We start from the raw sequence: 21,819 nt of genomic DNA on the forward strand, positions 1-21,819 counted from the left end.
GATGCAGCCCCGCGGCGAGCGCCGATCCGAGCACCGCGGCGCTCATCGCGCGAGCTTCACCTTCAGCCGCTTGACGGCGTGGGCGCCCGACGCCGCCGTCGCGCTGAGCGTGATCGACGCGGTCAGCCGGCGGTGCCGCAGGGCGGCGAGCACGCGTCGCGCGTCGCGCTTGGACAGCGTGAGCGCGACCGTCGCGTGCCGCCCGGCGGCGAGCGCGGCGCGCGCGGCGCGGAACCGGATCGTCCGCTTGGCGACCTTGACGGTGCCGGTGGCCCGCAGCGCGCCCTTCGCGCTCGCCGTGACGGAGATCGACAGCCGGCCGGTGCGGCTCAGCCGCGCGCGCGTCGTCGGCGACGCCAGCGTGAACGCGGCGGGCACGGCGCAGCAGGTGGGCGGCGCGGGCGGCGGCGTGGGGGTCGGGCCCGGCGGCGGTGCATCGGTAGCGGCGGCGGTTCCGAAGAACGGATACGCGCCGCCGGCGATCAGCAGCGTGTCCTGCACCGCCGCGCAGTTGTCGAGGTTGGCCGTCGGCGCCGTGTGGATCCCGTCGTCCTGCGCCCACATGAGCCGCGCGCCGTCGGGCGAGAACGCCGGGCTGGCGGTGATGAACCGGCTGATCCGCGCGGGATCGAGCGTGAGCGTGCAGCGCTCGACGGGATTCGTGACGTCGCCGCCGGCGGTCGAGTAGATCCGGATGTCGGCGTGGCGCGCCACACCGTCGAGGAAGTCGGGGGCGTCGTCCTCGAGCACGGCGACGCGGCTGCCGTCGCGCGCGGCGGTCGCCTGGTAGTCGTCCATGTACGGGTCGGCGCTCGGACCGTGGCCCGTCCCGGAGACGGTGTCGTAGACGGCGAACGAGGCGTTGCCGAACGTGGTCCCGATGTGCGTGATCAGCACGTGCGTCGCGTCGAGCCATTGCGGGCGCGCATAATCTGTCGCGAACGAGCCGAAGTGACCGGTCGCGAGGTCCTCAAGGAAGGGGTATTGGTAGTCGCAGTGGAAGGCGTCGTACACGACCTGCCGGCCGTCCGGCGAGACCCGAAGGCTCGTGGGCGAGTAGGTCGGGCACGCCGGCGACGAGTTGCTGCCCGGCGTCGCGACCGGCGGTCCGAGCTGCCGGCCCGCCTGGTCGAGGCGATAGATCTCGCCGGCGCCGTCGGAGTCGGTGCCGCCCGCATTGACGCGCTGAGCGCCGCCGGCGGCGACGATCGTGCCATCGTCGGCCACCGACGGCCACGCCCAGTTGTTGGGTGCGCGGGTGACCGCTCGCGCGCCGGCGCCGTCCGCATGGCTGATCCAGACCTCGCCGTCCTTGACGAACACCAGCGAGTCGGCGGCGGCGGGCGCCGGTGCGATGAGCGCCAGCGCCGCCGTGAGGATGAGCAGGTTCCGTCCCATTGGGCGGCGATGCTCGCGTCGGCGATCGACCGGCGCAACCCCAAGATCTCCCCCAAACTTTCGTGACGGCGCTGGTCGGACGGGAACGCGAGCTCGAGGCGCTGCGCGCGGGGCTGCGCAACCGCGCGGGCGCGGCCCTGCTCGTCATCGAGGGCGCGCCTGGGATCGGCAAGACGCGGCTGCTCTTGGCGGCCGCCGGCGCGGCGCGTGACGGCGGCGCGCGCGTGCTGACCGCGCGCGCCGGCGAGCTCGAGCGCGAGCTGCCGTTCGGGGTGATCCGCCAGCTGCTCGAGCCGGCGCTTTCGCCCGAGCTGCTGACCGGCGCCGCCGCGCTCGCCGCGCCGGCGCTCGAGCCGCGCCCGGCGCCCGCCCCGCTGGTGTTCGACGCACCGCCGGGCGCCGCGGGCTTCGCCGTGCTGCACGGCCTCTACTGGCTGATCGCGAACCTCGCGGCGGCGACTCCGCTCGTGCTCGCGGTCGACGACCTGCACTGGGCCGACGCCCCGTCGCTGCGCGCGCTCGCGTACGTGCTGGCGCGCATCGAGGGCGTCGACGCGCAGCTGTGCGTCGCGCTGCGCCCGCACGAACCCGGTGCCGACGACGCCCTCGTCGCGGCCGTGCTGCGCTCCGCGCCGTCGCGCGTGGTACGCCCCGGGCCGTTGAGCCTTGCAGCGACCGCGGCGCTCATGGGCGACGCGGACCCCGAGTTCGTCGCCGCCTGCCACACCGCGGCGGGCGGGAACCCGCTGCTGCTCGGCGTGCATCTGCGCGCGCTCGCCGAGGCGGGGGTCGAGCCGGTGGCGGCGTCCGCGGGACTGGTGTCGGGGATCGTGCCCGGCGGGCTCGCGGCGGCCGTCCGGAGGCGGCTGCAGCGGATCGGGCCCGACGCGACCCCGGTGGCGCGGGCGCTCGCTGTGCTCGGCGACGACGCCGACCCCTCGCACGTCGCGGCGCTCGCCGGGGTCGAGCGCGCCGGAGACGCCCTCGAGGCGCTCCAGCGCTCCGCCGTGCTCGCCCGCTGCCGCCCGCCCGCGTTCGGGCATCCGCTCGTCCGCGCGGCGGTCGCGGCCGACATCCCGGCCGCGGACCGCGCCCGGCTGCACCGCGATGCGGCCCGGGCGCTCGCGGCCGCCGGCGCCGAGCCGGAACGCCCGGCCGCCCACCTGCTCGAGGTCGACCCGGCTGGGGAGGCGTGGGTCGTCGACACACTCAGCGCCGCTGCCGACGCGGCCGCCGCCCGCGGCGCGCCGGAGGTGGCGGCGCGGCTGCTGCGGCGCGCGCTCGCCGAGCCGCCGGCGCCCGAGCGCCGCTTCGCGTTGCTGATGCTCGCGGGCGGCGCGGAGGCGCAGGCGGGCGACCCGGGGGCGATGGCACACCTGCGCGAGGCGGCCGACGCCGCCCCCGATCCGGAGGCGCGCGTGACCGCCGTCCTGGCGCTGACCTGCATGCTCGGCGTCAACGGCGACCTGCGCGGCGGCGTCGAGGTGCTCCAGCGCGAGCTCGCGGGCGTCGGGCGCGCCGACCTGCGGCTGAGTCTCGAAGCCGAGCTCGTCAACATGGCTCGCCTCGACGTCGCGACGCGCCCGCTCGCGCTCGACGTGCTCGCGCGTCTGCCCGAGCGGCTCGAAGGGGGGCGGACCGGCTGCATGCTCAACGCCACCCTCGCGACCGAGGCGGTCGCCCGCGGCGAGTCGCGCGCCGACGCGCAGGAGCTCGCCGAGCGCGCGCTCGCGGGCGGCTGGCTGTTCGACTCGGCGTTCCAGTACGCCCACCCGGCCAGCGTCCTCATGCTCGTCGGGCGCTATGCCCACGCCCGCGCGGCGTGGGACGACTTCATCACGCGCGCCACGCGGCGCGGAGACGTGATCTCGGTCTCCTGGGGGCACGCGTTCCGCGCCGGGGTGCGCTGGCGCGCCGGCGCCCTCGGCGACGCGCTGGCCGACGCCGAGCTCGCGATCGGGGTGCAGGAGCTCGGCCTCGCGGCGAGCTTCGCGCTCGCGTACAAGGCCGAGGCGCTGCTGCTGCGCGGGGAGCTGGCGCAGGCGCGCGAAGCGCTCGCCCGGGCCCCGGCCGTCGGCGCGCAGCTCAACGACGCGCTGCTGCTCGCCGCACGCGGCCGGCTGCACCTCGCCGAAGGGCGCGCCGGCCAGGCGCTCGAAGAGCTGCGCGAGGTCGGGCGGCTGCTGGAGCGCTGGGAGGTCGCGAACTCCACGATGGCGCCGTGGCAGGCTGCCGCGGTGCAGGCGCTGGTCGCGCTGGGCGAGCTGGACGAGGCCGCGGCACTCGCCGGGCGGGCGATCGAGGAGGCGCGGCGCTGGGGCGACCCGTGGCTTCTCGGCCAGGCGCTCCGCGCCAGGGCGCTCACCGCGCCGGCCGGCGCGCGCCGGGCGGTGCTGCAGGACGCGGCCGCGATCCTGCGCGACTCGGAGGCTGAGCTCGAGCTCGCCTGCACGCTGCTCGCCCTCGGCGCCTGCGAGTCCGGCGCCGCGGCCCGCGAGCACCTCGCCGACGCGCTCGACCTGGCGGTGCGCTGCTCGTCCCCCGCGCTCGCCGACCAGGCGCGAGCCGCGCTCGTGCGGGCCGGCGCGCGGCCGCGGCGGGCGGCGCGGAGCGGACGCGCCGCGCTCACCGCCACGGAGGAGCGCGTGGCGCGGATGGCCGCGCGCGGGCCGACCAACCGCGAGATCGCCCAGGCGCTGTTCGTGACCGAGAAGACCGTCGAGGCGCACCTCTCCAGCGCCTACCGGAAGCTCGGCATCCGCGCCCGGGCCGAGTTGGCTGCGCAACTGGGCGTCTGATACAACTGAACGCGCGATCATGGCCGCCGCTAACGCCACAGTCACCTCTTCCCTGGCCGGCGGCCGTATCTACTCCTACCGCACCTGGCGATTTATCTAGGCGCTCGGCCGGCGTTCGTCGCCGTCTGAAGAAGAGACCTGAGGGTCGAGCGCCACGCCCAAGCCGGGACCTTGCGAACTTTTCGACGACGGTAGGAGACAGCAGATGATGATCGTGATGAAGCCGACGGCCACCGAGGAGGACATCCAGGCGGTCGTAGAGCGGATCGAGGGCTGCGGCGCGCGCGCCCACCTCTCGCGTGGCGAGGAGGTGACCGTGATCGGCGCGGTCGGCGATCGCGAGCACGTGCAGCGGCTCGGCCTCGAGGGCCACGTGGGCGTGAGCCAGGTGGTGCCGATCCTCAAGCCCTACAAGCTCTCCTCGAGCCAGTTTTCTCATGGCCGGCGAACGGTGATCGAGATCGACGGGCGACGCGTGGGCGGTGACAACTTCTCGCTGATCGCGGGGCCGTGCACGGTTGAGTCGCGCGATCAGCTGATGACCGCCGCGCGGGCGGTCTCCGACGCCGGCGCCTCGATGCTCCGCGGCGGCGCGTACAAGCCGCGCTCGTCGCCGTACTCGTTCCAGGGGCTCGGGCAGGAGGGCCTGCGGCTGCTCGCCGAGGCCAAGGCCGAGACCGGCCTCCCGATCGTCACCGAGCTGATGGACGCGCGCGATGTCGAGGCGATCTCCGAGGTCGCCGACGTGATCCAGATCGGCGCGCGCAACATGCAGAACTACCCGCTGCTGGCCGAACTGGGCCGCACCGGCCTGCCGGTCCTGCTCAAGCGCGGGCTCTCCGCCACGCTCGAGGAGCTGCTGATGGCGGCGGAGTACGTGCTCAAGGAGGGCAACCCGAACGTGATGCTGTGCGAGCGCGGCATCCGCACGTTCGAGACCGCGTACCGCTTCACGCTCGACATCACCGCCGTCCCGATGCTCAAGGAGCTCTCGCACCTGCCGGTGATCGTCGACCCGAGCCACGCCCCGGGCCGGCGCGATCTCGTGCTCCCGCTCTCGCTCGCCGCCGCGGCGGCCGGCGCCGACGGGATCATCGTCGAGGTCCACCCGAACCCGGAGGAGGCGATCTGCGACGGCCCCCAGCAGCTCTACGCCGACCAGTTCGCGGACTACGTCGAGCACGTCGAGCGCGCCGCGGCGGTCGCCGGGAAGGTCCTGAGCGCGGCCGCGTGAAGGTCGCGCTCGTCGGCATAGGGCTGATCGGCGGCTCGATCGGGCTGGCCGCGCGCCAGCGGCTCAACGCGCGCGTGGCCGGCTTCGACCCTGTGCCGGCGGCGCGCGAGGCGGCGCTGAAGGCGGGCGCGGTGCAGGAGGCCTTCGGCACGGTCGAGGAGGCGCTGGACGGCGCCGAGTTCGTGTTCGTGGCGGCGCCCGTGGCGGCGCTCCCCGGCGCGGTCCAGGGCGCGCTGGCGGCGGCGGGGCCGGACTGCGTCGTCACCGACGTGGGCTCGACCAAGCGGCCGGTCGTCGCGGCGATCGAGGACCCGCGGTTCGTCGGCGGGCACCCGCTGGCGGGCGCCGAGAGCTCCGGCGTCGAGTTCGCGCGGGCGGACCTGTTCGTGGACTCGACCTGGTACCTGACGCCGACGGCGGTCACGCGCGGGACGGTCTACGAGCGCCTGCACCGGCTGATCACGCGCATGGGCGCATGGCCGTCGGCGACGGACCCCGACACCCATGACGCGGTGATGGCGTCGGTCTCGCACCTCCCGCACGTGCTGGCGAACGTGCTGGTGGCGCAGGCGGCGCGCGTGCTGTCAGGGGAGGGCGAGCGCCTGCCGCCGACCGGCCCGTCGTTTCGCGACCTCACACGCGTCGCGGGCGCGAACACGGCGCTGTGGCGCGACATCTACCTGGCGAACGGCGACGCGCTCGTCCGGGCGATCGACGATGCGATGCAGCGGCTCGGCGCGTTCCGCGCGCTGCTCGCGAACGGCGACGGCGACGGGATCGCGTCCTGGAACGACGCTGCGCGCGAGGACCGGCGGCGGCTGCTGGAGTCCGACCTGGCCGGCGGCGAGGTGCACGAGCTGCGCGTCCAGGTCCCCAACCGGCCCGGGATCGTGGCGGAGATCGCGCTCGCCCTGGGGCGTGCCAGCATCGACATCGTGGACATGGCGCTCTATCCGACGAGCGGCGGATCGCACGGCGCGATCGCCCTCTGGATCCGGCAGAAGGACTTCGGGCAGGCGGAGGCGCTCGTGGGCGAGCTCGGGCTCGAGGCGGCTCGCGCATGACCCGTCGTCGCGTCGAACCGGAGGCCCGCTGCTCGTGAAACGCTTCTTCGCCCCCTCCGGCCCGCTGCGCGGCACGCTGCGCGCGCCGGGCGACAAGTCGCTCTCGCATCGCGCGGCGCTGCTCGGCGCGATGTCCGCCGACCCGGTGCGCGTCACCGGCTACCTCGACGCCGCCGACACCCGCTCCTCGCTGAACGCCGTGCGCGCGTGCGGGGCGCTGGTGGAGGAGGGCGGGGAGCCCGGCTCGCTGACGATCCGGGGGCCCGGGCTGCGCAACGCGATCCCGGCCGACATCGACGTCGGCAACGCCGGCACGCTGATGCGGCTGCTGCCCGCGTGGCTTGCGGGCCAGCCCGGCGGCGCGTGGACCTTCGACGGCGACGAGTCGATCCGCCGCCGGCCGGTCGACCGCGTCGCCGCGCCGCTGCGGGCGATGGGCGCCAGGATCGACGCGCGCGAGGACCGCTTCGCGCCGTTCACCGTGCACGGCGGCCCGCTGCGCGGGACCGAGTACGAGCTGCCGGTCGCGTCCGCGCAGGTGAAGTCGTGCGTGCTGCTCGCCGGGCTGCTCGCCGAGGGCACGACGACCGTCGTCGAGCCCGAGCCGAGCCGCGATCACACCGAGCGGCTGCTGGCGCGCGCGGGCGTGCAGATCTCGCGCGCCGGCGGGCGCATCAGCGTCACCTGCCAGGACGAGCTCGAGCTGGGAGCACTGCACGTGCCGGGCGATCCGTCGTCCGCCGCCTTCCACATCGCCGCCGCGGTGCTCGTGCGCGGCTCCCGCATCGTGATCGCGGACATGAACGCGAACTGGACGCGGACCGGGTTCATCCGCATCGCCGAGCGCATGGGCGCCGTCGTGATCGGCGACCTCGAGCCGGTGCGCATGGGCGAGATCCCCACCGAGGAGCCCGTCTGCGAGCTCGACGTCGCGGCGGGGCCGCTGGTCGGCACCGTCGTCGAGGCCGGCGAGGTCCCGCTGGCGATCGACGAGCTGCCGCTGGTCGCGCTGCTGGGCTGCTTCGCCGAGGGCGAGACCGTCGTGCGCGGCGCCGCCGAGCTGCGCGTCAAGGAGACCGATCGGATCGCCACCGTGGTCGACGGGCTGCGCGGGCTGGGCGCCGACATCGAGGCGACGCCCGACGGCTTCGTCGTCCGGGGCGACGGCGGCCTGCGCGGCGGCACGATCGCGTCGCACGGCGATCACCGGCTCGCCATGCTGGGCGCCGTCGCCGGGCTCGCCAGCCGCGAGGGCGTCGAGGTCGACGGCATGGAGGCGGCCGACGTCTCCTACCCGGGCTTCGAGCGCGACCTGGCGACGCTCACCGCTTAGCCTGGATCCAGGCTTAGCCCTCGAGCAGCGGCGCCAGCAGCGGCTCCTTCTCCGCCTCGGCGCGCAGCCGCGGCTCGCGCGCGAGCGCCTCGCGCAAGGAGAGCGCGGCCGCCACGGTGTCGCCCTGCGTCGCCTCCAGCAGCGCGAACGCGTACGGGATCGCCGCACTGCCGGGCAGCTCCGCGAGCCCCTGCTGGAGGATCGCGCGAGCGCGCGCGGGATCGGACGCCATGTGCGGCCGCGCGCGCATCTGCCACTCGAATCCGGAGACCTCGAACGTCGGCGGGCCGCCGAGCGCGAGCACCGCGGTCCCCGCCTCCTCGGCCACCGCCTGCCGGTGCACCGCCGGGGCGACGAAGACGAGCGTGCCCGCGGGCGCGTCGACGGTCTCGCCGTCGAGCGTGAACGTCGCCCGGCCCGCGAGGACGACGTAGAGCTCCTCGTGCCCGCGGCCGTCGCCATCCTCGACGTGCGGCTCGACGACCAGCTGCCCGCGGCGCTCGGCGCTGAAGCCCGCGGCCCCGAACGCGTGCAGCCCGAGCTCCATCCGCACGGGGTGCCACGTGAGCCCGGCGAGCCAGGGGACGCCCTCGACGTCGCCGATCCTGAGCGCCCGGTAGCCGCTCATGCGAGCGCGTCGAGGGCGGCGTCGACGTCGGCGTCGGTGTTGTAGACGTGGAACGAGGCGCGCAGGCGGCCGAGCCGCACGGACGCGAGGATCCCCGCGCGCTCGAAGGCCTCCGCGGCGCCCGGGACGTCGGCGGTGACGATCGCCGAGTCGCCCGGCGGCAGGCCGAGCCCCTCACGGAAGCGGTTCGCCAGGCGCAGGTCGTGCTCGTGGATCGCGTCGACGCCGATGCGATTGATCAGCTCCAGCGCCGGCGCGGTCCCGACCCAGCTGAACCACGCGGGAGAGGTGTCGAACCGGCGTGCGCTCCCGGCGAGCCGCAGGGGGCCGCCGAAGTTCGTGCCGAGGATGTCCTCGGCGGCGAACCAGCCGGCGCTGTGGGGGACGACGCGGTCCGCCAGCTCGGGGTCGAGGTACATGAAGGCCGTCCCGCGCGGCGACATCAGCCACTTGTAGGCGGCGCAGGCGACGGCGTCGAAGCGGGTCGCGTCGAACGGCAGCCAGCCGATGCCATGCGTGGCGTCGACGACCGTCAGCGCCCCGTGGTGGCGCGCGGCCTGCGCGATGTCCTCGAGCGCGGCGAGCGTCCCGGAGGACGACTGCACGGCGCTCACGGCGACGACGCCGGTCGACGCGTCGACCGCCTCGGCAAGCTTGTCCAGCGGTACGAACGCGACCTCGACCCCGCGCGCCTCCTGCGCGAGGAACGGGAAGATCAGCGACGTGAACTCGTTCTCGGCCGCGAGCACCCGCGTGCCGTCGGGCACGGCGGCCCCGAGCAGCCCGACGAGCCCGGACACGTTCGCGCCGATCACGACGTCGCGGGCGTCCGCGGCGGTCATCGCGGCGAACTGCGCCCGCGCGGCCTCGGTGGCCGGCGTCCAGCCCTCCCAGCTCGTGCGGCCGCCGCGCCAGTCGGCCAGCGCGGACTGCAGCGCATCCCACGCCGGCTCGGGCGGCAGGCCGAAGCTGGCCGTGTTCAGGTACGTGGTCTCGGGCCGCCACAGCGCCTGCGCCGCGGCGACGGGGAGGTCGCGGATGCCGCTCATGCACACAGGGTGCCGGATGGCGCTATGCCGCGCGCGTGCGCCGCGGCGGCCGGACCGCGGCGGCGAGCGCGGCGGCGAGCGGCGGCGCCTCCGCCGGCTTCACGGTCGCGGTCGTGATCCGCACGGCCGGGGGAGTGGCGAGCCGGAACGGGCCGCCCGCGGCGATCGAGACGCCGGTCGCGAGCAGGGCGCGTACCGCCGCATCCTCGTCGGGGACGGGGACCCAGACGTTGAGCCCGCTGGCGCCGGATGCCTCGAGCCCGTGCGCGGAGAGCGCGGCGAGCATCGCCTCACGGCGCTCGACGTAGGCCTCGCGCGCCCGGGCCACGAGCGCGAGCACGTCCGGATCCGACCACAGCCGCGCCGTCAGGCGCTGGATCAGCCCGCTGACCCAGCCCGGCCCGAGCGATTGCCGGCCCTCGACGCGCGCGAGCGTGAGCTCGTCGCCGGTCAGGATCGCGCAGCGCAGGTCCGGCCCGAGCCACTTGGAGACCGAGCGCACGACGGCGTGGCGGGCGGTCGAGCCGGCCGCCGAAAGCCACGCCACGCCCGCGACCGGCCCGAGGTGATCGTCCTCGACCAGCAGCACGTCAGGGGTCAGCACGGCGCGCAGCCCAGCCGCGCGCGCGGCGTCGTGCGCCGAGCCCGCCGGATTCTGCCCGCGCGGCGTGAGCACGACCGCCCGCGCGCCGCCGCGCAGCGCGCGATCGAGGCCGTCCGGGACCATTCCGCGCTCGTCGGTCCGCACGCCGGCGACCTGCAGCCCGAGTGCGCGGACGAGGTCGATCACGCCCGGCCAGCCCGGGTCCTCGACGGCCACGGCATCGCCCGGCTGCAGATGCGCGGCGAGCACGCGCTCGATGCCGTCGAGCGCGCCGTTGACGACGCACAGGCGGCCGCCGGCGACCGCCGCGAGCTCCTCCAGCACCGGTGCGTCTCCGTAGAGGCGGTGCGGCGCCGGAAGGTCCTTCAGCACCGCCGCGAGGTCCGGCAGGAACGCCGGATCCGGATTGCCGGAGGCGAGATCCCGGGCGCCCGCCGGGGCGACCGGGGCGCTGCGCGCGCGTACGGCGGGTCGCTCGCCGATCCGGGTCCCGCTGCGGGGGCGCGAGACGACGATCCCGCGGCGGCGCAGCTCGCTCAGCGCGGCGGCGACGGTCGTGGGGGAGACGGCGAGCGAGGACGCCAGCGCCCGGACGGACGGCAGCGGATCCCCCGGCGCGAGCGCGCCCGAGGCGACGCCGCGCTCGACCGACGCGGCGATCTCGCTCGCGGAGCGCCCGTTGAGCTGATACTGTGCCGACACAGAAACCGAACTGTACCAGAACAGATGCTTACTCAACGCACCAAGGTCCGCCGCAACCCTTCGCGCGGTCGCCACGACCGTCCGACCATCGACGCGATCCTCGACGAGGCGCTGATCGCGCACGTCGCGTGGGTCCACGAAGGGCGCCCGGCCGTGATCCCCACGCTGATCGCCCGCGACGGCGACGACGTGCTCATCCACGGCTCCAGCGCCAGCCGCACGATCCGCGGGCTCCAGCACGGCCTCGAGGCGTGCGTCGAAGTGACGCTCGTCGACGGGCTCGTCCTCGCCCGCTCCGCCTTCCACCACTCGATCAACTACCGCTCGGTGGTCCTCTACGGCACGCTGCGCGACGTTCCCGACAAGGAGCGCGCGCTCGAGATCTTCACGGAGAAGCTGATCCCGGGCCGCTGGGAGCACGTCCGGTGGCCTACTCCGCAGGAGCTCAAGGGCACGGCCGCGCTCGCGCTGCGCATCGAGGAGGGCTCCGCGAAGATCCGGACGGGGCCGCCGGCCGACGACGAGGAGGACTACGCGCTCGACACGTGGGCCGGCGTCGTCCCGCTCACCGTCAGGCCACTGACCCCACAGCCGGATCCCAGGTTGCGGCCGGACATCGAGCTGCCCGTTCACGTCAGAGATCTGACGCTATGACTTGAGCCATCCTCACCTCTGGCTCCCAGGAGACGCTCACGGAGGGCCAAGAATCCGGTGTCCAAGCCGCTCACCAATGGAGTATCGAGCGAGTGCGCCGAAGCCACGCTTGTTGACGCGTCGCCTCGCCTTTTGGTACGGATGCTCCGACCAGTTGGAACGGGCTGACAAGGAGTCGAGAGATGGCCGCCGCGGGCGCCCTCGAGTCGGCAGGGATGCGACAGCGAGACGTCCTCGTGATCGAGGACGAGCCGAAGATGGCGATGATCCTCGATCGCGCGCTCGGCACCGCGGGGTTCCACGTCACGGTGGCCGACACCGGTCAGGACGGTCTCGACGCACTCGGCGACGGCGGCTACGCGCTCGCGATCCTGGACCTGCTGCTCCCGGACGTCGACGGCCTCGCCGTGCTGGCCAAGGCGCGCTCGATCGCGCCCGACACGCCTGTGCTGATCCTGTCGGCCGTGTCCGACGTCCGCTCGAAGGTCGTCTGCCTCGACCTCGGCGCCTGCGACTACGTCGCCAAGCCGTGCGAGCTCGCCGAGCTCGTCGCGCGCGTCCGGCTGCGCGTCCGCCGCGCCGGCGTCCCGAGCCGCCACCAGCTGCGGCGAGGGCCGGTCGCGCTGGATCTCCAGCGCCGGCGGGTGCGCCGCGACGACGGCAACCCGATCGCGCTCACGACCCGCGAGTTCGTGCTCCTCGAGTACCTGATGGAGCGCGCCGGCGAGACGTGCTCGCGCGAGGACCTGCTCGAGCACGTGTGGGGCTACACGTTCGACCCGGGGACCAACGTCGTCGACGTGTGCGTCGGGCGCGTGCGCCACAAGCTCGGAGACGGCTGCCTGGTGACGGTGCGGAATGTCGGGTACTGCTTCGCGGCTGCGTAGCCACCGGCTGGAGGTCGCGTGGGGCGCCTTCGCGACCGCGAACTTCGCCGTCCTCGTCTGGCTGTTCAACTACCAGACCGTCCCGTTCCACTTCGTCTGGGTCAGCCTGACGCTGCTCTATGGCGCGCGCGTCTGGGGACCCAAGGTGACGCTGCTGGTGCTCTCGTGCGTCTGCCTCGCGAGCACGCTGACGCTCGGGTACGCGGTCTACAACGGCGGCACGTCGATCGACGAGCTGACCGAGATCCCGCTGATGAGCGCGATGTTCCTCGCCACGGTCTGGTACGCCCGCCGCCGCGAGTCCGCGCTCGGCGCGGCCGGGCGCGCCGCCGAGCGCGAGCGCGACTTCGTCCGCGACGCCTCGCATCAGCTCAAGACGCCGATCGCGGTGGCGCGGGGCCTCGCCGAGCTGTTGCGCGACACGGAGGGGGCGCCCGACCGTCGTCTGGACCTCGCCGACCTCGTGGACGAGCTGGACCGCCTCGGCAGCGTCGCCGAGCAAATGCTGCTGCTCGAGGTCGCCGAGCAGCCGAACAGCCTCATCTCGCAGGACGTCGACGTGGAGGATCTCGTCGTCTCGGCGGTCCGGCGCTGGAGCTACGGCGCGTCGCGCTCATGGCGGATCGCGGTGCAGGCCGAGGGCACGATCGCCGGCGACCGCCAGCGGCTGGACTCGGCGCTCGACTCCATCCTCGAGAACGCGGTGCAGGCCACGTACGAGCGCGACGCGATCGATGTCGCGACGACCATCGTGGGCAAGGACGTCGTCGTGCGCGTGACCGACACCGGCTGCGGCATCCCGCCGGCGCTGCTCCCGCGCGTGTTCGACCGCTTCACGCGCGGCGACGTCCGCAAGGAGGGGACCGGCCTCGGGCTGGCGATCGCCCGCGCGATCATCGAGGCGCACGGCGGGAAGGTCGCCGCCTACAGCCAGCTCGGGCGCGGCACGAGCATCGTCATGTCGCTCCCCGGCGTGCGCCCGCCCGCTGCCGCCGGCCTCGGGCCGGCCGCCGGCTCCACGCTGGCGCGCTGACGCAGCAGCGACATGACGGGCCGATGACGGTCCGTGACGGTCTTGCCAGGAAGCTGGCGTGGCCGGTCGCGCTTCTGAGATGAATGGCCGCGTCCCGATCTACGGAGGGCGCAATGCACGAGCGTCGTTGGATGATCAAGTCGTTGCTCGCGGTCCTGTTCCTGCTGGCGGCCCCGGCCGCCGCGCATGGCTCCACGATCACCGTGCAGGCGAACGAGCTGGGCAACACCGGGACCAGTCTGCCCTTCACCTACCTGGTCAACGTGGACAACACGCGCGACCCGCACGCCGCGAGCGTGCTCGACCGCACCGGCGTCGCCCCGACCGAGAGCAACAGCCCCATCGTCGCGGAGGGCGACCAGACGTCCAACACGACGCCCGACCTCGCCCCGGGCCGCTACCTGGTCAGCGTGCGCTCGCCCGATCACAAGCTGTGGGGCAAGCACGTGACGGTCCCCGCGACCGGCAACACCGACGTCACCGTCTCGCTGCGCAAGACGCCGCTGCCGCTCGGCAAGATCCGCGTCTTCGTCTTCGCCGACAACGCGTGGACCAACGGCGCGCCGGACACGGAGGAAGGCGGCCTCGAGGGCTTCCACGTCACGCTCGAGGAGCAGACCAACTCACAGGTCAGCGTCGACTACTTCAACCATCCGCTGTGCGGCGGCACGTGCCTCACCGAGAACGACGGATTCGTGCAGATCGACAACCTCGGGCCGGCCACGTACTTCATCTACGTCACGGCGCCCGACACTCCGTGCAACAGCGACGACCCGAGCAGTCGCTGGACGCAGACGACGACGATCGACGGCGGCCTCGGCCTCCAGGCCGGCGTCGAGGAGAACAGCGACGGCACCGGCGCGCCCGGCGAGCAGCTGTGGGAGCCGCCCAACCGGCGCACGGCGTACTGGTTCGGGTTCGTCTGCTCCTCGATGGGGTTCGCGAGCTCCGGCAGCGGCGCAGTCACGGGCCGCGCGCTCAACTGGGTCGGCTGGCCGCCATTCGACGTCCTCGTGCCGGATCCCACCGAGCCGGTCCGCAACCCGTACATCGCGCTGAGCGACAGCTCCACCGACCGCACCGTCTACGTCGGACATGGCGACGGCGACGGCAACTTCACCGTGCCCGACGTGCCGCCCGGCACCTACAACGTGGCGATCTGGGATGAGCAGCTGAGCTACATCATCCGCTTCCTCCCTGTGACCGTCGCCGCCGGCGAGCACGTCGACCTCGGCGACGTCGGCGTCTCGCGCTGGTTCGGCTGGCTGGACGGCGACGTGTTCCTGGACACCAACAAGAACGGGCAGCGCGACCCCGGCGAGCCCGGCATCGGCAACACCGACGTCGATCAGCGCTGGCGCGACGGGTCGATCAAGGAGACGACGTTCACCGACAGCACCGGGCACTACGAGTACCCGACCGCCGAGGGCGGGCCGCTCGGCAAGTGGATCATCGGCGAGCAGGGCTTCGCGCGCTTCTCGGCGTTTCCGGGCGCGTTCGTGCACGACGAGTACGACCCGGACATCGTCCGTCACGTGCCGACCGACCTCGGCGGCGCGCTGCTGACCAACCAGCTCATCACCGAGGGACACCGCGCCACGGTCGACTGGGGCAAGCAGCAGTACGCGGCCGGCAAGCCGGGGCAGATCGTCGGCGTCACCTACTTCGCGACGACGCGCAACGAGTTCGACGCGCGCTTCCAGGCGCACGAGACCTACGAGCCCGGCATCCCGGACATCACCGTGCGGCTCGAGGCCCAGGACGGCACGGTGCTCAACGAGTACGTCACCGACCACTGGCACCAGCCGTCGGACGGTGACGGGCAGTCCTGCGACGTGCTCGACTCGCTGGGCGCCGACCTCAGCGGCGAGCTGAACCCGCTGGTCGGGCCGCACTGCGTCGAGGTGCCGCTGACCGGCGCCGAGACCAAGGACGGCGCGTTCGACGGCGGCTACGCGTTCGCCGACTACTGCCCGGCGTCGCGCGGCGGCTTCGGGCACTTCGACGACAACGGCGACACCGTGTGCGAGGACGGCCTGGGCCCGCAGGAGCTCGTCGCCGGCACGTACGTGACGCACGTCCTGATGCCGCACGACGTCGACGGCCATGCCCTGTACCACATCGTGCGCGAGGAGGACGTCAACGTCGACCTCGGCGCGGACTTCGTGCCGGCCATCCCGCCGCCGCCGTGCGCCGGCGACATGCACACCGTGCACATCGACCCGGACGTCATGCCGCGCGGGAGCCCGTACGACGGCAAGGACATGCCGCTGTGCGACAAGCGCCTGGTCGTGCTGCAGAACAACCAGAACGCCAACGCCGACTTCTTCATGCAGACCAACTTCGCCAACGGCGAGGACGTCGCCGAGCCCGGGCGCATCGTCGGGCTCGTCGGCGACGACATCTACTTCGACACCGATAAGCACTCGATCTGGTTCGGCGAGCCGCGACCGCTCGCGAACATCCCGATCGGCATCCGCGACTACGCCATGCGGCTGCTGACGACCGTCGACACGAGCGAGAACGGCGCGTATGAGGCGCTGCTGCCGTCGACGGAGACGTTCAACTGCCCCATCCCGCAGGGACCCTGCCCGGGCATGTACGTGGTCGTCGTCAACGACCCCGGCGACAAGGACCATCCGAACCCGAACTACAACCCCAACTACCTGACCGCCTCGTCGGCGTGGGACGTATGGCCCGGCCAGACCGACCAGCTCGACACGCCGCTGGACCCGATCTCCGGCACCGGTTGCGAGCCGGCGACCGGCACGCCCGAGCTGCTGCAGGTCGACAAGCCCGGGCGTGCGCTCGGCGAGCAGGGCCCGTTCGTGCGATCGAGCGACACGACGGCGGCCAACCGGCGGATCACGCTGCACGGCGTGAACTTCGGCGCGATCGGCACCGGCGCCAACGCCGGCCGGATCACGCTCACGGACTCGCGCGGCGCGCTCCAGTCGCGCACGTTCACCGGGCTTGCGACGGCCGCGCAGCTCAGCAGCGTCAACACCGGCGGGATCGTCAGCTGGAACGACACCACGATCGTGCTCCAGGTCCCGGCGGCGCAGACGCTCCTGTTCCCGGCCGGCCCGCGCCAGCTGATGATCAAGAAGCAGGGCGCCGCCGGCCTGACGACGGCCAACGGCATCACCGCGCACGTGCTCGGCTCCGGCTATGACCCGCCGGTCGTCAAAGTGCCGCCGGCGACCGCCGACGGCACCCAGCTCCAGACCGCGATCAACGCCGCGGCGGCCAACAGCCTGGTCGTGCTCGGCGAGGGCACGTACCGCGAGAACGTCCTGATGTGGAAGCCACTCAAGCTGCAGGGGCTCGGCGTGGGCGGCGCCGTCGGCACGGTCGAGCCGGGCGGCCCGCCGGCCGAGGACCCGCGCTTCCTGGTCAACGGCTCCGCGATCAACGGCGCCTTCTTCCAGGACAACCAGGCGAGCTGGGACGGCGCGCTGTCTGCCGCCGGGGCGATGACCGGCGTCAACGCCGACCATCCGGTGCTCAAGGGCGCCGCGCTGACGGTGGCGGCCAGCATCTCGACCGGGGCCTATCCGAGCGGCATGAACGCGGCACGGATCGACGGCATCGGGATCTCCAACGGGCACGGCGAGGGAGCCGGCGGCATCCAGCTCCAGGCCGGCGCGAGCAACCTCCAACTCAGCAACGACGTGCTCGAGCACAACGGCGGCGTCTTCGCAGGCGGCATCGGGCTCGGGCAGCCGTACTACGACACCAACAACCAGAACGTCAAGGTCCTCTACGACCGCGTCCTCGGCAACGGCGGACTGACGCGCTCCGGCGGCCTGGGCATCTTCCGCAGCTCCAACAACTACGAGGTCGCCAACAGCGTCGTGTGCTCGAACTTCGGCGTCGAGTACGGCGCCGGGATCTCCCACTGGGGCCGCAGCCCCGGCGGGTCCATCCACGACAACCAGATCTACTACAACGAGTCGGTCGACTCGGGCGCCGGCATCTCGATCTCCGAGGAGACGCCGCTCCCCGTCGACGGGCAGCCGGTGCTCGGCACCGGCTCCGGCGCGGTCGACGTCGACCGCAACCGGATCCAGAGCAACTACTCGGGCGACGACGGCGGCGCGATGTTCGTCATGAACGCCCAGGGCGCGCGGATCAACATCCGCACGAACACGATCGCGGCCAACGGGGCGGCCGACATCGGCGGCGCCGTGATGCTCGACGACAGCACCAACGTGGCGATCGTCAACAACACGATCGCGAACAACGTCTCGACCGCGTCGTCGGAGACCTCGGACGGCAGCCGCCATTCGGCCGGGCTCGCCTCCGAGGCGAACGACCCGCTCTATCAGGCGAGCATCCCGAACGGGCCGAGGTTCTCCCGGCCGGTCGCGCTGTTCAACAACATCTTCTGGAACAACCAGGCGTTCACGCTCTCGCAGCCGGGCCCGGGCGCGACGCTGGTCTCGCAGGGCTTCCTCGACTTCGAGGTGCACGGGACGCTCGACGCCACCGACAGGTTCGCGCCGCGCTACTCGCTGATGACCAACGGCGACCAGCTGGCCGGCGACGGCTCACTGGCCACCATCCCGGGCGGCGGCGCGCCCATCCTCGGCTTCCCGGCCAATGCCGCGCAGAACGGCAACGTCACGGGCGTCGATCCGGGGTTCGTGACGCCGGTGACGCTCGAGCTGACGGTCACCGGCTCGCGGCTGGATCCGCAGGTGGCGGCGGTGACGCTCACCGGAGCCGACCCGCCGGTCGGGCTCCCCGGCGATTACCACCTGCAGCCGGCACTGCTCGCCAACCAGACCTCGGGTGCGGTGGACCGCGGCGTGCACTGCTCCAACACGCCGGTCCCGCCGCCGGCGAACCCGCTCGGCGCCTGCCCGGCCGGCGGGATCGAGGCGCCGGTGCTCGGGACCGACATCGACGGCCAGCTGCGTCCGCAGCTGCGGACCCTGCGCGCTCGAACCCCCTGGGACCTCGGCGCCGACGAACGGCCCACGGTGGGGTGAGCGACATGGAGGAGCGGACCATGGACGGATCGACGCGGCGGCAGTTCTTCAAGGCGGCCGGCCTCGGGGCCGCGACGGTGGCCGTGGGCGGCGGCGTGCTCGCCGCCACCCGCGGCGCCGGCGAGGCGGCGGCGCAGGTCACCGCCGTAAGCGCCCGCGATCGGGTCGTGCTCACCGGCGGGAACATCCTGCTCGGCGCGACCGACGGCTACATGACGGTCCCGGGACGCGAGCACGACCCGCTGTACATCTTCGGCTTCATCCCCGTGACCGGCGACGCGGTCGCAGGCCTGGAGCGCGACTTCAAGGGCCGCGCCCAGCACATCGCGCCGGTCCTCGACACGACCGAGGGCGCGGACGTCTACCTGAAGGTGACCAACCTCGGGTTGGTCCAGCGGCCGGACCTGACCGACTCGCACACGCTCCACTGGCACGGCTTCCGCACGCCGAGCGCGCTCTTCGACGGCGTGCCCGAGATGTCGGTCGCCGTGCCGATCAACCGGCAGTTCACGTACTTCTACCGGCCTCACAACCCCGGCACGTACATGTACCACTGCCACTTCGAGGACGTCGAGCACGTCCAGATGGGCATGACCTCGATCGTCTTCGTGCGTCCGGCGGGTCACCCGAACTGGGCGTACGGCGATTCCTCCACGGCGTTCGACCGTCACTTCGCCGTCCTGCTGAACGAGGTGTGGAAGACCTACCACGACGGCGATCGCGACATACAGGAGACGATCCCCACCGACTACGACCCGCAGTGGTTCACCCTCAACGGCCGCTGCTATCCGCAGACGGTGCTGCCCAATGACGACCCGTCGCTGCCGGACGCGCTGCGGCTCCGTACCGCGAACGCCAACAACGGCGACGACGAGGCCAGCCAGCCGATCTCCGCGCTGATTCAGGTGAACCCGGGCGAGCGCGTGCTCCTGCGGCTCGCCAACCTCGGCTACCTCCAGCACTCGATGGAGCTGCCGGGCATCCCGCTGCGGGTCGTCGGGCAGGACGCGACGTTCCTTGGCCCCGGCACCAGCCTGGGCGTCGGCTACGGCGACCGGCGCGTCACGACCAACACGCTCTACATCGGCCCCGGCGAGGCGCGCGACGCGCTGTTCACCGCGCCGGACTACAGCGGCTCGGCCCCCACGTTCAGCGACGCCTGGGGCAGCTACAACCGCTACTTCTTCCGCAACCGGGACTACCGCAAGCTCGCCAACGACGGCGCCCGGGGAAGCGGCGGCGCCAACGGCGCCGTCGCGGGCCTCGGCGGCATGGCGACCGAGGTGCGGGTCTACGGGCCTTCGAGCGCGGTGCCGGCGCCGGCGCTCGACTCGGCGGGACGGATCTCACCCAACCTGACCTACGTCCGGTGATGACGATGACCAAGACAACTGGACGGCTCGCCGTCCTCATCGGGCTCGGGGCGCTGCTCGCCGCCACGCCGGCCGCGAAGGCGGCGGTGCCGCCGATCGGGATGGTGTGCAGCGCCGGCGGCCCGGCGTTCGACCTGGTGGCGGACGAGGGCGACATCGCGACCCCGGACGGCAACAGCGTCTTCATGTGGGGCTTCACGACGGCGGGCGGGGAGTTCCAGACGCCCGGCCCGGTGCTGTGTGCCAACGAGGGCGACACGGTCACGATCCATCTCCACAACGGCCTCGACTCGCACGCCGCCGCGCCGGCGATGGTGCCCGAGAACGTGTCGATGGTCTTCCCGGGGCAGGAGGGCGTGACCGCCTCCGGCGGCAGCGCGGGGGTGTTCACCCGCGAGGCGGCGCCTGGAGGCGACGTCACGTACAGCTTCACCGCGGGGCGTCCGGGGACGTATCACTACGAGAGCGGCACGGACCCGTCCAAGCAGCTCGAGATGGGCCTCTACGGCGCGCTCGTCGTGCGCCCGTCAGGCCACCCGGATCAGGCGTACGGCGACGCCTCGACACGGTTCGCCGCGGGCCGGGAGTTCCTGATCATGCTCAACGAGCTCGATCCCGACCTGCACCACGCGGTCGAGACGGGCGCCACGTACGACTTCACCACGCTGCACAACCGCTACTTCAACGTCAACGGGCGCGAGTTCCCGGACACCGTCCAGGACAACGGCGTGTCATGGCTGCCGAACCAGCCCTACGGGTCGCTCATCCGCGTCCAGCCGTATTGCGACCCCTCGAATCCGAGCGACCCGCTGAACCCGCCGGGGTGCACGTCGACGTCGCCCGCGAACAGGCTGCCGGCGCTGATCCGCATGATCGACGTCGGCGAGCTCAACCACCCGTTCCATCCGCACGGCAACCATCTGCGGCAGATCGCGCAGGACGGCCGGCCGTTCGCCGGTGACGCCTCCTCGGAGCACTTCGGCGAGACGATCGGCGCCGGCCAGAGCCAGGACTACCTGCTGACCTGGGCCGACCAGGACTTCTGGGACGCCACGACCCGTCAGTTCCCCGACGGCGCCGCGGCGATCGACTACCACAACCTGACCTTCAAGGACGGCAACACGTTCTTCAGCGGCAGCGCGTACCTCGGCCGCAAGGGTACGCTGCCCACGGGCACCGTGGCGCAGAACGTGTGCGGCGAGTGGTACTTCCCGTGGCACAGCCACGCCCTGAACGAGTTCGCCAACTTCGACGAGGGCTTCGGCGGCATGGCGACGCTGCTGCGCGTCGACCCGCGCGGCGGCTGCTACGCGTTCCCGGGCTCGACGGCGATCCTCGGCGGCGTGCTCAAGAGCGGTGCCGTCGGCGACCTGGCGGTCGACGACGGCACCTACTACCAGGTGAACCCGAAGACGACGACCCGGCCGACGGCGACCACCGCGGCGCAGACGTCCATCACCGTCGCGTCGGCCTCGGGCTTCCCGGCGGCGGGCACGTACTACGTCCGCATCGACAACGAGGTCGTGCAGGTCACCGGCGGCCAGGGGACGACGACCTGGACGGTCCAGCGCGGCCAGCTCGGCACCGCTGCGGCGGCTCACGCCGCGGGCGCCGTCATCACCGCGCTGGCCGACGACTGGTACGCCGGCTTCTCGGGACTGCCGGCGGGGGCGCAGAACCTGAAGGTGAGCTTCAGGGGCCGCAACTGCGCGAGCACAACCGGCACCGCGTGCGCGGCGCTGACGACCAACCTTCCGCAGCAGACCATCCGGGTCTGCAACTGGACGATCGCCGGCGCGGCCGGCTGCTCGACCGCGACCTCGAGCGGGTGGGTCACCTTGCCGCCCCCGCCGGCTCAGCCACGGGGCGTCGGCTCGACGGAGGACCCCCCGGCGACGTGGATGCTGCCCGGCTCCGCGAACGCCTACATCGGCACCGGGTCCTACAAGGGCCAGGTCCGGATGCTCGTGCACACCCAACGCTGGACGGCGCCGAACCCAGCTCCGTTCTCGACCTGGGGCAATGTCATGCAGCTCGTCTACGACGCGCCGTAAGGAGGAGAGGC

The 21,819-nt window shown here is 73.2% G+C and carries 14 protein-coding genes; 10 read left to right on the forward strand and 4 right to left on the reverse strand.

Features of this window, described 5'->3' with window-relative positions; all coding sequences use genetic code 11:
* Positions 1-42: 42 nt before the first annotated feature.
* Positions 43-1,398 carry a TolB-like translocation protein gene (locus H958_RS0127910; protein ID WP_028061063.1) on the reverse strand — a complete coding sequence of 452 codons (1,356 nt, stop codon included), beginning with the start codon at positions 1,396-1,398 and terminating at the stop codon, positions 43-45.
* Positions 1,399-1,460: 62 nt separating this feature from the next.
* Here H958_RS0127910 and H958_RS0127915 point away from each other — a divergent pair, with 62 nt between their 5' ends.
* The 4 genes from H958_RS0127915 to aroA all read left to right on the forward strand — a co-directional run bounded on the left by H958_RS0127915 (position 1,461) and on the right by aroA (position 7,827).
* On the forward strand, positions 1,461-4,196 hold the full coding sequence (locus H958_RS0127915) for an ATP-binding protein (protein WP_028061064.1): 2,736 nt from the start codon (positions 1,461-1,463) through the stop codon (positions 4,194-4,196).
* Between the two features lie 205 nt (positions 4,197-4,401).
* On the forward strand, positions 4,402-5,430 hold the full coding sequence (gene aroF / locus H958_RS0127920; RefSeq protein ID WP_028061065.1) for a 3-deoxy-7-phosphoheptulonate synthase: 1,029 nt from the start codon (positions 4,402-4,404) through the stop codon (positions 5,428-5,430).
* A complete protein-coding gene (locus H958_RS48545) occupies positions 5,427-6,494 on the forward strand; it encodes a prephenate dehydrogenase/arogenate dehydrogenase family protein (RefSeq protein ID WP_051324901.1) in 1,068 nt (355 codons plus the stop codon). The genes aroF and H958_RS48545 overlap by 4 nt, the downstream gene beginning before the upstream one ends.
* Before the next feature lie 34 nt (positions 6,495-6,528).
* The gene (gene aroA / locus H958_RS0127930; protein ID WP_028061066.1) at positions 6,529-7,827 is read left to right on the forward strand and encodes a 3-phosphoshikimate 1-carboxyvinyltransferase; all 1,299 of its coding nucleotides are present in this window, start codon (positions 6,529-6,531) and stop codon (positions 7,825-7,827) included.
* A gap of 13 nt (positions 7,828-7,840) precedes the next feature.
* Here the strand turns inward: aroA and H958_RS0127935 are convergent, their stop codons facing one another.
* The 3 genes from H958_RS0127935 to H958_RS0127945 are packed head-to-tail and all read right to left on the reverse strand — an operon-like array spanning position 7,841 to position 10,810.
* Positions 7,841-8,455, reverse strand: coding sequence for a cupin domain-containing protein (locus H958_RS0127935; protein ID WP_028061067.1), 615 nt, complete (start codon positions 8,453-8,455; stop codon positions 7,841-7,843).
* Complete coding sequence (locus H958_RS0127940; RefSeq protein WP_028061068.1) at positions 8,452-9,504, reverse strand: aminotransferase class V-fold PLP-dependent enzyme; 1,053 nt, start codon at positions 9,502-9,504, stop codon at positions 8,452-8,454. The genes H958_RS0127935 and H958_RS0127940 overlap by 4 nt, the downstream gene beginning before the upstream one ends.
* Before the next feature lie 22 nt (positions 9,505-9,526).
* On the reverse strand, positions 9,527-10,810 hold the full coding sequence (locus tag H958_RS0127945; protein ID WP_028061069.1) for an aminotransferase class I/II-fold pyridoxal phosphate-dependent enzyme: 1,284 nt from the start codon (positions 10,808-10,810) through the stop codon (positions 9,527-9,529).
* A gap of 24 nt (positions 10,811-10,834) precedes the next feature.
* Here H958_RS0127945 and H958_RS0127950 point away from each other — a divergent pair, with 24 nt between their 5' ends.
* The 6 genes from H958_RS0127950 to H958_RS0127975 all read left to right on the forward strand — a co-directional run bounded on the left by H958_RS0127950 (position 10,835) and on the right by H958_RS0127975 (position 21,808).
* Positions 10,835-11,464: a pyridoxamine 5'-phosphate oxidase family protein gene (locus tag H958_RS0127950; RefSeq protein ID WP_028061070.1), complete on the forward strand. Its 630-nt coding sequence runs from the start codon at positions 10,835-10,837 to the stop codon at positions 11,462-11,464.
* Between the two features lie 182 nt (positions 11,465-11,646).
* A complete protein-coding gene (locus H958_RS0127955; RefSeq protein ID WP_051324902.1) occupies positions 11,647-12,351 on the forward strand; it encodes a response regulator transcription factor in 705 nt (234 codons plus the stop codon).
* Positions 12,323-13,384 (forward strand): sensor histidine kinase, encoded by a 1,062-nt coding sequence (locus H958_RS44200; protein ID WP_051324903.1) that lies wholly within the window; start codon positions 12,323-12,325, stop codon positions 13,382-13,384. Before H958_RS0127955 ends, H958_RS44200 begins: the two co-directional genes overlap by 29 nt.
* A 131-nt stretch (positions 13,385-13,515) precedes the next feature.
* Positions 13,516-18,381: an SdrD B-like domain-containing protein gene (locus tag H958_RS0127965; protein ID WP_028061072.1), complete on the forward strand. Its 4,866-nt coding sequence runs from the start codon at positions 13,516-13,518 to the stop codon at positions 18,379-18,381.
* Between the two features lie 20 nt (positions 18,382-18,401).
* Positions 18,402-19,754 (forward strand): multicopper oxidase domain-containing protein, encoded by a 1,353-nt coding sequence (locus H958_RS40895; protein WP_196807597.1) that lies wholly within the window; start codon positions 18,402-18,404, stop codon positions 19,752-19,754.
* Between the two features lie 5 nt (positions 19,755-19,759).
* Complete coding sequence (locus tag H958_RS0127975; RefSeq protein WP_196807598.1) at positions 19,760-21,808, forward strand: multicopper oxidase domain-containing protein; 2,049 nt, start codon at positions 19,760-19,762, stop codon at positions 21,806-21,808.
* Positions 21,809-21,819: the final 11 nt, after the last annotated feature.

Origin of the sequence: Candidatus Solirubrobacter pratensis (assembly GCF_000425945.1) — a bacterium.
In the GTDB taxonomy this organism is placed as follows: domain Bacteria; phylum Actinomycetota; class Thermoleophilia; order Solirubrobacterales; family Solirubrobacteraceae; genus Solirubrobacter; species Solirubrobacter pratensis.